This is a genomic window from Pseudogemmobacter sp. W21_MBD1_M6 (assembly GCF_052119585.1).
Classification (GTDB): Bacteria; Pseudomonadota; Alphaproteobacteria; order Rhodobacterales; family Rhodobacteraceae; genus JBGQOJ01.
Genome location: NZ_JBGQOJ010000034.1, coordinates 17,959 through 29,106, shown reverse-complemented (window position 1 = coordinate 29,106; position 11,148 = coordinate 17,959). Strand labels below are relative to the sequence as shown.

8 protein-coding genes and 1 pseudogene are annotated in these 11,148 nt (G+C 53.7%); all 9 read right to left on the bottom strand.

Annotated elements, in window-relative coordinates; genetic code table 11:
• Positions 1 to 183 precede the first annotated feature (183 nt).
• Positions 184 to 1,995 (bottom strand): hypothetical protein, encoded by a 1,812-nt coding sequence (locus ACEN2R_RS19240; protein WP_442044362.1) that lies wholly within the window; start codon positions 1,993 to 1,995, stop codon positions 184 to 186.
• Positions 1,992 to 5,078 (bottom strand): DEAD/DEAH box helicase, encoded by a 3,087-nt coding sequence (locus tag ACEN2R_RS19235; protein WP_442044360.1) that lies wholly within the window; start codon positions 5,076 to 5,078, stop codon positions 1,992 to 1,994. Before ACEN2R_RS19235 ends, ACEN2R_RS19240 begins: the two co-directional genes overlap by 4 nt.
• Positions 5,079 to 5,195: 117 nt before the next feature.
• Positions 5,196 to 5,372: pseudogene (locus tag ACEN2R_RS19230) on the bottom strand (IS110 family transposase); the annotation flags it as partial.
• Positions 5,373 to 5,398: 26 nt separating this feature from the next.
• A complete protein-coding gene (locus tag ACEN2R_RS19225) occupies positions 5,399 to 5,692 on the bottom strand; it encodes a hypothetical protein (protein ID WP_442044358.1) in 294 nt (97 codons plus the stop codon).
• Positions 5,689 to 6,738, bottom strand: coding sequence for a pentapeptide repeat-containing protein (locus tag ACEN2R_RS19220; RefSeq protein WP_442044356.1), 1,050 nt, complete (start codon positions 6,736 to 6,738; stop codon positions 5,689 to 5,691). The genes ACEN2R_RS19225 and ACEN2R_RS19220 overlap by 4 nt, the downstream gene beginning before the upstream one ends.
• Before the next feature lie 350 nt (positions 6,739 to 7,088).
• Positions 7,089 to 7,463, bottom strand: coding sequence for a hypothetical protein (locus ACEN2R_RS19215; protein ID WP_442044354.1), 375 nt, complete (start codon positions 7,461 to 7,463; stop codon positions 7,089 to 7,091).
• 206 nt (positions 7,464 to 7,669) lie between these two features.
• Positions 7,670 to 7,825: an ATP-binding protein gene (locus tag ACEN2R_RS19210; protein ID WP_442044352.1), complete on the bottom strand. Its 156-nt coding sequence runs from the start codon at positions 7,823 to 7,825 to the stop codon at positions 7,670 to 7,672.
• Positions 7,826 to 8,028: 203 nt separating this feature from the next.
• The gene (locus ACEN2R_RS19205) at positions 8,029 to 10,902 is read right to left on the bottom strand and encodes a type I restriction endonuclease subunit R (protein WP_442044350.1); all 2,874 of its coding nucleotides are present in this window, start codon (positions 10,900 to 10,902) and stop codon (positions 8,029 to 8,031) included.
• On the bottom strand, positions 10,902 to 11,141 hold the full coding sequence (locus ACEN2R_RS19200) for a hypothetical protein (protein WP_442044348.1): 240 nt from the start codon (positions 11,139 to 11,141) through the stop codon (positions 10,902 to 10,904). Before ACEN2R_RS19200 ends, ACEN2R_RS19205 begins: the two co-directional genes overlap by 1 nt.
• Between the last annotated feature and the right edge of the window lie 7 nt (positions 11,142 to 11,148).

Genomic DNA, 11,148 nt, shown 5'->3' with positions numbered 1-11,148 from the left:
GGTTCTGGCCGGCTTTGACACCCGCCACGATACGCCGCCCTTCAAATCACGCCATCACCCAAATTCCCGCATAGCTCTATTCTGGAGCATCCGGCCACCTGTGACGCGTTGCCGTGAGGCAGGAGCTTCAAACAGCGCCGCGAGTTGGAGTGCACAATGATCCCAGGGCAGGCTTATCAACGATCAGGTCTGCTCGGGCCCAACAAAGCGCTCTTCGAAGTTTCTGGGGGGCACAGTTGGTATGTTTGGAACTTCACCAGAGTGTTTCCAATTGGGCATGTCATGCTCTGGAAATGACAAGCCATTCGCAACCAGTAATCGACCGCAATCCCTTCCAAGAGGAGCGAGGCTGACGTCAATCTCCTCTCGATCTATCGTCAGGTCTGCGGCTTCAAATTTTGCCGCAAAAGTTGAGTTTGCAAGACTATTCAGGGCCCACGGCAGACCGTCGCGATGTTCCTTTGAATGGCGTCCCCCGCCGATCAGGAAAACCTGAGTTCTTTCCAGCTTCCGACCTGGAATAACACTTCGCTTTCCCTTGGAGGAAACAACCGGTTGGCACATCAAATGTCCAATTAGTGCCGATACCGCTTCCGCTGGATTACCCAGTTTCACCCAACTTTTCATAACATCGACGCCATAGCTTTCGAGAGATGTTCCAAATACGCTGATGCTTCTTTCAATCGGATCAGGTTCATTGAGCCGAAAATAGACGCAATCCACGGTCAATCCTCCGACATCTACAAGGAGGTAGTCGGTGCTTTTTCGGGCGGGAGAATTGCAGAAACCCGTCACCGCGCCAATCAACTCAGGAACGATAGAGACCGAGGCATCATCTTCATCGCTCACCCTCTGGGCCGCACAGATCGTGGAGCTGGACAGCTCGCTGTTGGACATCGCCAGACGTCTTGCGGCAGTTACGCAAGTGTGAAATGCTCGCTCGGATGCGGGGTTTTCAACGCTTTGCATAGGAAAACCGCAATTTACAGAAACCCGCAACGATAGATCTTGTGTTCCTCTTGTAAGGGTTAAACGTAGCCAGCCCATTGCTTGACGCAACAGTAGGGTGAGCCAGGCGGTCATTGCATAAGTCGCGGGGTGATCGAGTCTCGCCTCATCCAAATTGGCCGAAAGAAAATCAATTTTTAGCCGATCAATAGCTTTGGCTCCGGCGGAAGGGAGTAGTCGAAAGACCCCTTCAGTTGTTTTCCAAAGACCTGTGGTCCAGTAGTATGGATGCCCATCAGCTCTCATCCCTTTCGGTGCCGGAACCGCATATGCCCCTAACGCTTCGTAGGGGAACCGCATTACGATCTTTGAACTGGTAGAACCAACGTCTATTCCAATGACGAGATCGACAGGCCGGCCCGCCTCCCTCGCTTTTGGTATGCATGCGCCCGGGTGAGCGAGACGCGTTTGAATTTCTCGGCGATCATCCTGGGTCAGATCCCGGTGCAATTCATGATTGCATGTGACCACATTGTCGAGCCCCATCCGCTCTAATGACAGTTTCGTTTCGCTGAGCATTAGATGGGGAGGTCTGGTAGCCCCTATTTTAGATTGGGGGCGATTTGCGATGTGTTCCGCGTGCCCTCTTTTCCCAATTGTTTCTTCGTCATAAATAGATTTCAAGTACTTGGTTTTTTGGTCTAGCTCGCTCAGAGGGGTGATTTCTTTTTTCTTGGGCTTCGAGGCTGTCTTACTTTGCACCTCCACTTCTTGAACTGTGCGTTTCAAAACTGCCGACCGTGGTGACGCGCTATTTCGTTTCGTTGCAATTATCTTGCCGCCGGTCAACGGCGGCAATCTGTCGCTTTCTTGGAAAGGCCCCGTCTTTTTGGGTAATCCAGTCTTTGGACCACGTTTAATGGCATTGATTATAGGAACGCCAATCTGGATTTTGGTTGTTTTGAGCCCTGCCGCGAGCATTAATTCACCCAAGCCACCAATCGATTTTTTTCGATTATCCACCCTAGGGGACTTTGACCGGCTCATGTGGTGATATCCAACAAGATTATAGCAATGTCGCGACTATGTGACATGCTTTGCGCTGCGGCTTCGATCTTTAAACGACGGAGCTTCACGTTTTCTTCCAATCGGTCAAGGCGGGCGCGATTGGCAGCCTCCAGCTTTCTGCCACTACTAATTATTTGGAGTTCCAATTTTCTGCGATCTTCTAATGCCCGCACTTCGAGCGCCGACACCTGAATTGCAATTCGATCAGAAATTTCTAAATCCCTCCGCTCGCGTTCATCATGGAAGCGCTCTAGGAGGTCTTTTTCTACCCAATTTTCTAGAAGCTCTGCGACCGAGTTTATGTCAAGTTCCTCAACGGCTGTAGTCCATCTCGTTGCGGTCGGAAGTCCACGGCGCAATGCGCGTTCAGCCAAATCTGGATTGATTTTCTCGCCACTCGCACAGTCGATAAGCCCATAAGCGAGACGTAGACTTTCCTCGTTTCCTTGCCCTGTGGACCAGGCCTGAACGGCACCAGCATAGCGTCCTGGTGGCAAATCGGATGCCTCAAGCGAGGTGCACCGCATTGCAACAGCATTTGGAAATAGGAGATTGTCCCGGCCCAAACGGTGTGAAAGGAATCGCATGAAGGGATGGGTTTGGGTCATCTTGGAATGCCTTGAGTGCCCGCTTTCCTGACCCAAACGGAATATCGAAGCGCCTCCCGCCCTCACCAAAGAACCTGGATCGTTTCCCTTTTGAGTGGACCATGTTTCGTATTCATGGCGAGCTTCTGCTGACAACGCCAGTTCAAGTTGTTCGCGTGATTGGTCTACCCGAAGATCGCAACCAGGGAAGCATGTATTGAGTGCATGCTTTATGAAATCGGCGACGTCATCGGAGGATATCCAACGGTTTTCATCACGCGCTTCCCGAATCGAACGAAGAACATACTCGCCGTGTTGGATCAATGCAGCTCCGTCGCGCTCAAGTTCGTCCTCATGGGCGCGGCGGTTTGCGATCGCTTGTTCACTGCGTGCTATGCGCGCCACTTGCTCGCTGAGCGTAAGGCCCCCGGACAATAGGTCTTTTGTAAGTTGCCGCACTTCGTCGCCGAGGATATCCTCAAATCCCCCTAGGGCCTGCTCGCACAATCGCAGCCGATGATAGAGACGATCATAGATACGCTCGTCAATCGTGTTGCGGTGCAAGAGGTTAACAACCGTAATGGCTTCGGCCTCCTGACCCAGTCGGTCAATCCTGCCGATCCGTTGTTCAACTCGCATAGGGTTCCATGGCAAGTCATAATTGACCACAGTTCGAGCGAACTGAAGGTCGATGCCCTCGCTCCCGACTTCTGACGACAGGAACACCGGAATCCCTAAACTTACGCGGAATTGTTCAACGAGGGCGGTCCGGTCTCCAACACCGCCGTGCATGACAAGCGCGGCGATGCCGTCCTTTTTCAGCCGTCGACCAAGATACTCCAATGTTGCTCTGAAGGTTGAAAACACGACAATCTTGTGGGTCGGCTCTTGCTCAATGAGGCCGCTTAGGGCGTTCCGAAATAATTCGTACTTTGTGTCATGAGCTTCGAGCTCGCGTGCAGTGGGCAACGTTGCGGCTATGCGGGAAAGGACGGATCGAAGGGGTCGATGGACTTCATCGGCATTGATTGTTTCGAGTTCGCCATCCTCGTCTTCATAGCCTTCCGTTTTGATCGTGCCTTGCCAATGGCCAACTGCAGCTGGCAGACAGGATGCCAGCATACGCTGCGGGGTCACCACAAGAAATCCGGGTGGTAGGTCGTGCTCATCGGCGTATTCGTGAATTGCCGCGGTCGCCACATCGTAAACGTTGCGTTCATCAGGCGTCATTTCGGCCTTGTGAACCCGAACGTTGCGCACAACGCGAAATTCTTCAACATCGCGTCGACGAGTTCTGTTGATTATATTTGCGAGCAAATTGACTCGCTCGATCCGAGCCGCAAGCTCAGCTCGTCGATCGGGGCTCAGATTGCTTTCAGCTTCGACAACTTCTTGGCGGAGTTTTTTAAGTTGCTTTGTTGCTCGCAACAAGGGATGACGCGCGGCGCGATCTAATAATTCAACGATGTCCATCCAGGCTTTGCCAGCTAAAACCGCATCGCGAGCAGCGATCAAAGGAGCATTGGCGGCGATGATCTGCTCCAGAGCACGGCTATCTGCGAAGGTATCCCTGTCGATGAGCCGTAGTAACGAGTTTAGATCGTCGTTTCTCAGATTGATTGGGGTGGCCGACAACATCACAACATTATTTGCTATCCGTGTTAATGCGTGGCCGAGTGCATTGGTCTGTGTGCCGACATTGCGCATGTGGTGCGCTTCATCCACCACCAACAGATCAATACGATTATCGAACTCCTCAATCTCATCCATGAGATTTGCGAGGACGTCAGAATTAGATTTCGCTCGATCATCTCGCGGTCGGGGGCGAATACTCTGCATGCCGCAGATTGCGACAAACCCTCGCTTTTGCATGCTTGGCGAAGACAATGCCTCTGCAAGCTCTTTTGCATTGTAGATGCGGGCATCTAAGCCAAACTTCGTTTCCAACTCGAGCTTCCATTTGTCGCAAAGGACTTTGGGGCAAACGACCAAAAGTCTTTTATATTGGAAGCGCGCTGCAAGTTCGGTCCAGATGAGACCAGCCTCAATTGTCTTTCCAAGCCCCACTTCGTCAGCAATCAGCAGATTTCCCGTGGGTGAGTCGAGCATTTTTAGGATTGGCTTAAATTGGTGGGCGAAGAACGTGGTGTCGGTCGTCTCAAGAGAATAAAGCATGTCCGCGAGCCGGCCCGATAGTCGAATGTGGGCAATGTGCCGCCGCAAGCTGTCCGGCCCCTCCAAGATTCCGCTCCTCAAAAGGTCGATCGGTAGGTCTGGCTCTCTTGGAACAAGCTCGAGTTGATCCGTAGGTACTTTCCGTAATCCGTCTGAGAATTGCACATGTGCAAGAGCGCGTGCTCCTTCGCCAAGTAACCTAAGCACGCGGCCGACTTTCGAAGGTTTGCCTTTCAATCTGATTTCATCACCAATAGCGAAATTGGTACCTTCCCTTGGGGCAGCACTACTCATATCCATTTTTCGAAATCCTCTTTTTCAAGCGCACGGTTGGGACGGCAATTCAGGACACTGAAAAAATACTTGCGGCTTAGGGTTGGGCACGTTCGATGCTGTTGGTTGCGTTCTCGGACAGCCATGCGCCGTGGCACAAACCTCCATGGCGATCAGGCATTTAGGCTGCTGCGCCACGAACGCGAGAAACTGACCTCGTGAAAGCTTCTTACGAAACGCGACCGAACCGTCTTGGTGTGCACCGTGCAGCTGGAAAACGCGCTTTGCCAGATCGACACCTATAATAGTAACTTCGAACATGGATGCTCCTTCCTTCTGTGATGGCTTCAACACTCATCATAGTGGCACATTGCGATGCCGTCGGGAGGGGGCATCCACGCCATCAACAGAGCCGAAGCGAGAGGCCAATCGCCCCCACGCTGCCCGCGATACACCCACTCACTGGCAGCGCGATTGTGCTGCGGATCACGCATCGCCTCGACAAAAGCCTCCCAACTTTCCACCCTACATGTCGGAATCAGCCAATCGACCTCGGGATCGCCCTCGCGAAATTCGGGCCAGACAGGGAGGGATTGGAGCTTGTCGCGCAACTCATCCAAGGTCAGCGTCGTTCGTTTCAAACCGCGTCTCCCTTGGCTTGGACTATGATCCTTGCCTTCAACTCGTCTGTGTCAAAAGCACAGGTCTCTAGACCCCTAGACCCCGAAAAGTCTGCGTGTTCAACATTAAACGCCCCCCGAAAATCTGCCCAATGAAACTGGCACTTTTTGAAAGAAGTGCCAGCCAAGTCTGCATCGTTAAAGCTGTCATGGTGGGTTCTGGCCATGATTGGGCGACCATCATCTTCTTCCGCGATGACCTCATCAAGAGTATCCGGTGGCGGGGTGGTCCAATGAAGTTCGGCGGCGTCAAAGCAGCTGCCCCTCAAATCAGCTTCCCAGAAATTGCAGTCCTCGTACCGACCGGACTTCGCAGAACCAAACCCCCATGCATCGAAACCAAACACAACATCTCGAAGGTCCAATCGTGAAAAGTCGACATTCTTGAAAGATGACTCACGCAGGGTCTCGTCTGCCCAACCGCCACCGGAAAGTTTCGACCCACGCAGGCTGGCTACGCCATATCCCTTAAGCTTGGCATCGGACAGCACCGCTCCTGTCAGATCAACCGCTGTTTGACCCATGCCGTTCAGCCGCCGGAGCGCACCAACGACACGATGCATCGCTTCCTCGTCGTTCCACCGTTTAAGATCTTCGATGATCTCATTCTGGCGGGCGATGTCTTGCCGCCTTTGCTGACGATACTGAAAGACGCCCAAAAGAACGACGATGAAGGAAATGTCGAACAGAAGACCCCAGAACTCGACCATCACATCGCCAAGGGCAACACCGTCACCAAAACGCTGCCATGCCATGGCAACCATCAAGCCGAGCGCAAGAAGCAGCACGCTCTGCCCGATTAGCGTCTCGGAAAAGAAAACGCCCCGCCATCGCTTGATCCGGGCAATCTGTCGGTTTGGAAACCCGAGGCTGCTGGATGCCTGCATACGCTCAATCCGCGTGATTTCGAACAGTGGCTTCTTACGGAACGGGCTGAGCGACAAGTTCGCAACGGTCTTGAAGTAATATCGAGCGAGCCGGCGCGTGCGCAGGAAAGTCCAACTCATACAAGGTCCCCTGCATCCTTAAGGCAGATTTCACCAGACATGAGTTTCGGTCGAGTTGTCAACGGCAGAGTAAAAGTGAGCCAAAGGGCAGCTTAAAATGTTGCCACTTTGGGGTTGGCAAGATTGCCGCATAGTCGTGCGCCAGCATCCGGGCGACCGCGCTTGTCACATAGCTGGCGGTTGCCCGGATGTTTTGGCCCGTGAGGGCCAATTGGCTGTGTTTTGGGTTTGGCGTTACGCCTTGTACTGACGCGCCTTGCTCTGGCCATCGCGTTGATGGACATCGCAAGCATTGCCGCACGCGCGCAAGGCTGAAACGCGCACAGGGGGCAGGGTTAGGTCCTTATGCCTTAAGTGCAGGTTGTCGGCGCACCCTTCTGAACCAGCTCCTGCCAGTTAGCACCTAATATTTCGCGCGCAGAGAGCGCGTTGCTGGCATCGCCGCTTTTTCGGTCAATCATTTTGACGACCATTCCTTGCTCAGAAACACCCGACCAACCATCATAGTTTGTGGAATCTCCAGCGATAATGAAAAGATCGCCACCCTTACGAATAACCTCGATTGCTGCAGTCTGGAACGCAACATTTCGAGCGCCTTGAGGCCCACATGCGGGAGCTGCGTTGGTTGCCACTTTGAAGCTGTCTTGTGTCAAAGGCTGAATAGATGTTGTTGCACATGCCGCCAGAAAGAGCGCGGAAAATACTATAGCTGAACGATATTTCATTTTGACCTCTAGCGTTTATTCAATCCTGAGAACGCTATCGTTTGATAGAGGGCACTTCAACACAAAGAATACGATCATTTGTAGCGCGACAATCTGGGTGGACAGAGCGCGTCAATCCGCTTTTAAGTCAGCTTGGAAGGTTTTCTTTGGAGATCTGCCTGGCCCGATTGTTTTTTGTGCTGCCCTGCGCCGATAACTTTCGACGTTCATCTCGAAGATTGTGGCGTGGTAAACAAGCCTGTTGACGACCCGAGGGTCATAGCCGGGTCGGGAAAGATCGAGTTCCATTCCCCGAATGGCTGATTGGCCGTGATCAGCATGGAGTAGCGCTCGTATCGAGCGCCAATCAGTTCGAACAACATGCTGTTCTCGGCTCGGTCTTTGGTGACGTAGGTGCCTTGCGTGACACATACGTGATTGAAGCAAACCTGAGTGGCGCAAACCTGCGCGGGGCGAAAATGCGGTCGCTAACCCCACATGTTTACACTTGGCACGGCGGCGAAGCGCCTTGGCAAATCAAAGCCGACAATCCGCAACCATCATCTCGATCTTTGATCTCACATCATCAAAACGCACCCAACCCCTCATCAAAGGTCGACACCAGCCGGAGCAGCTTTGCCCCGATCCGCTCCACCACGCTTTTGCGTTCGAGGATTTTGGGCTTTTCGTTCAGTGCTTCAACGATCTCGCCCTGCAACGGCTTTTTGCCTGTAAAGTGGTATTGCTCGATCATCGTTTTGAAGGCTGCTGTGTCCAGCTTTTCAGCTTTGCAGATTTCCGCGATAGCGGCGGATTTCTCTTCATCCCAGAACGCGTTGAAGGCATCATTGACCGGCTGCCCTTGTGGTATCAGCGGCATATGCTGCTCGACGAACTTCTCGATCAGATCACGCTTGCTCCGCAGGTGCCGCTCAGAGCCCAGCAGATCATAAACCATCTTGCGCTTTGCCTTGGAGGCATCGCGGATCTTTGGATCAAGGCTGTCTTCGTCAGCCAGCGCATCCGCCAGCAGGGCCAATATGTAGGCCACATTGATTTCATCGCGCTGGATCAGTTCCAGTTCGAAATCCACCTCGTCGATGATGGAGGCCGCATCGTCGGGCTTATCGGCCTTGGTCTTGTCGTGAATGTCCAGATATTTGCTCTTGTAGTCTTCGAAGGCTTGCGGCTCCAAATCCAGATCGCCCGGAGCGTATTGGGTAAAGCTGGTCAGCACGTTCCGCAACCGGATCAGGTCTCGAAAGGCCTGGACAAAGGCGAACTGGTCCTCCTCGGATATCAGGTCGGTAACGCTGTCGGGATCGGGGGCGATGCCCCTTAGCACTTCCACGGCGGCATTGAACCGCTCCAGATATTCCTCGTATGGGGCCATCAGGATCGTCTCGATGGCTTCCTTGTTGGAAAACAGCGTGATCGCCTGATCGGTGTTGGGCTTGAGGTTGCGGAAGCAAACGATGTTACCCTGCGACTTTACCTGCCCCAGAATGCGGTTCGTGCGGGAAAACGCCTGGATCAAGCCGTGGTATTTTAGGTTCTTGTCCACATAAAGCGTGTTCAGCTTCTTCGCGTCGAATCCGGTCAGGAACATGTTGACGACCAGCAGGATGTCCAGCCGATCCTTGTCCAGCGCATCCTTGCGGTCACGGTTCTTCAGGCGCTGGTTGAGGTGGTTGTAGTAGGTGTAAAACCCCGCGCTGTCCTTGACCGTTTCCTTGGTCTGATACATAGCGTTGTAGTCGGCGACAAAGCTTTCCAGCCGGTCGCGTTTATGCACATCCACCGGCAGGTCGGCCACGTTCAGATCGGGGTCGCCAATCATCCCGTCGGCGTCAGGGTCGGCCTCATTGGGGCCATAGGTAAAGATCGCCGCGACGCGCAGGTGATGTTCGCCCGCCTCTTTTTTGCGCCGGAATGCCTCGTAATAGGCAATCAGCGCGTCGACCGAACTGACACATAGCATGGCACTGAATTGCTTGTTGTGGGTCTTGCGGTCATGGTTCTGGATGATCCAGTCAACCACGCCGTCGACCCGGTCGGGGTTGTCGAAAAACTCGCGCACGTTGATCGCGGGCACCTCTTCGTCGATCAGACTGCCGTCTTTGCGTTTCAGCTTGCCCCAATATTCAACCGAGAACCGCAGCACGTTTTCATCGGCAATCGCATCGGTGATCACGTATTTATGCAGGCACTCGGCAAACAGGTCCTTGGTTGTGCGCTTGCCCACGGCGTTGTCGGCAAAGATCGGGGTGCCGGTAAACCCGAACATCTGGGCGCGGCTGAAGAACTGCACGATCCGCTTGTGGGTGTCGCCGAATTGCGAGCGGTGGCATTCGTCAAAGATGAAGACCACGCGGCTGTCCTTGACCGCCTGCAGCGACCCTTCATAGCGGTCGCGTGATATGGCGGTGTTCAGTTTCTGGATCGTGGTGACAATCAGCTTGGTATCGCCGCCCAACTGCCCCACCAGCGCGCGTGTGTTGTCGGTGCCATCGACCGACCCGTCACTGAAATGGTTGAACTCCTTGGTCGTCTGGTAATCCAGATCGGCGCGGTCCACCACGAACACCACCTTATCGACCTTGGGGTTCTCGATCAGCACCTGCGCCGCCTTGAAGCTGGTCAGCGTCTTGCCCGACCCTGTCGTGTGCCAGATATAGCCGTTCTTGCGGCCCGCCTTGACCCGCGCGTCAATCGCCTCGACCGCGTAATACTGATAGGGACGCAGCACCATCAGGATCTTGTCGCTTTCGTGCAGCACGATGTATTTGCTGATCATCTTGCTGACGTGGCATTTTTCCAGAAACACATCGGCAAAGGCATCCAGCTGGGTGATCAGCGTGTTATCCTCATGCGCCCAGAAAAACGTCTGTTTGAAATCCTGATTGCGGTTGTTGGCGTAGTATTTGGTGTTCACCCCGTTACTGATCACGAACAGCTGCACATATTGGAACAGCCCCGATTCAGACCAATAGCTGTGGCGCTGATAGCGGTTGATCTGGTTGAACGCCTCTTTCAACTCGATCCCGCGGCGTTTCAGCTCAACTTGCACCAGGGGCAGCCCGTTGACCAGCAATGTCACGTCAAAGCGGGTCTTGTGGTGGCCGGTCACCGTCACCTGTGTGGTGACCTGATACTGGTTCTGGCACCATTCCTGCGTGTTCAGGAATTGCAGGTAAAGCGGCGTGCCATCATCACGGGTCAGCTGCATCCGGCCACGCAGGATTTTGGCCCGCTCGAACACATTGCCCTTGTCGAGATGGTTCAGAACCTTGGCAAATTCGCCGTCCGACAGGGTGACACCGTTATGCTTGCCCAGTTGCGCGCGCAGGTTGGCCCGCATCGCGGCCATATCGGGCAGCGTCACAGGGGCATAGCCAAGGCCGGTCAGGCGGAGAACAAGACCCTCTTCAAGCTGCGCTTCGGATTGATACTCGGCCACTATTGAACAACCTCATAGTCCCATTTGTAGGAGCTATAAAGAAACGCTGCCCCATCCTCCCTGTTTATCACCTTCGCGCGGATTCTGAACTTTGTGCCAAGCGCATGCCCGTAGCGCATCTTTTTGCAGCATTCGACGAACATGGTCACAGGGTGGTTTTGGCCTTCAACCGGCCGCGCGCGCCTGTCGCCGTTTGTGGCTGCAAAGCTTTCAACGATAATCGTTTCATATTCAGACATTGGATCA

Coding starts and splice junctions, on each gene's coding strand:
- ACEN2R_RS19240 (WP_442044362.1), bottom strand. CDS start 1,995: ATGAGCCGGTCAAAGTCCCCTAGGGTGGATAATCGAAAAAAATCGATT.
- ACEN2R_RS19235 (WP_442044360.1), bottom strand. CDS start 5,078: ATGGATATGAGTAGTGCTGCCCCAAGGGAAGGTACCAATTTCGCTATT.
- ACEN2R_RS19220 (WP_442044356.1), bottom strand. CDS start 6,738: ATGAGTTGGACTTTCCTGCGCACGCGCCGGCTCGCTCGATATTACTTC.
- ACEN2R_RS19215 (WP_442044354.1), bottom strand. CDS start 7,463: ATGAAATATCGTTCAGCTATAGTATTTTCCGCGCTCTTTCTGGCGGCA.
- ACEN2R_RS19210 (WP_442044352.1), bottom strand. CDS start 7,825: ATGTTGTTCGAACTGATTGGCGCTCGATACGAGCGCTACTCCATGCTG.
- ACEN2R_RS19200 (WP_442044348.1), bottom strand. CDS start 11,141: ATGTCTGAATATGAAACGATTATCGTTGAAAGCTTTGCAGCCACAAAC.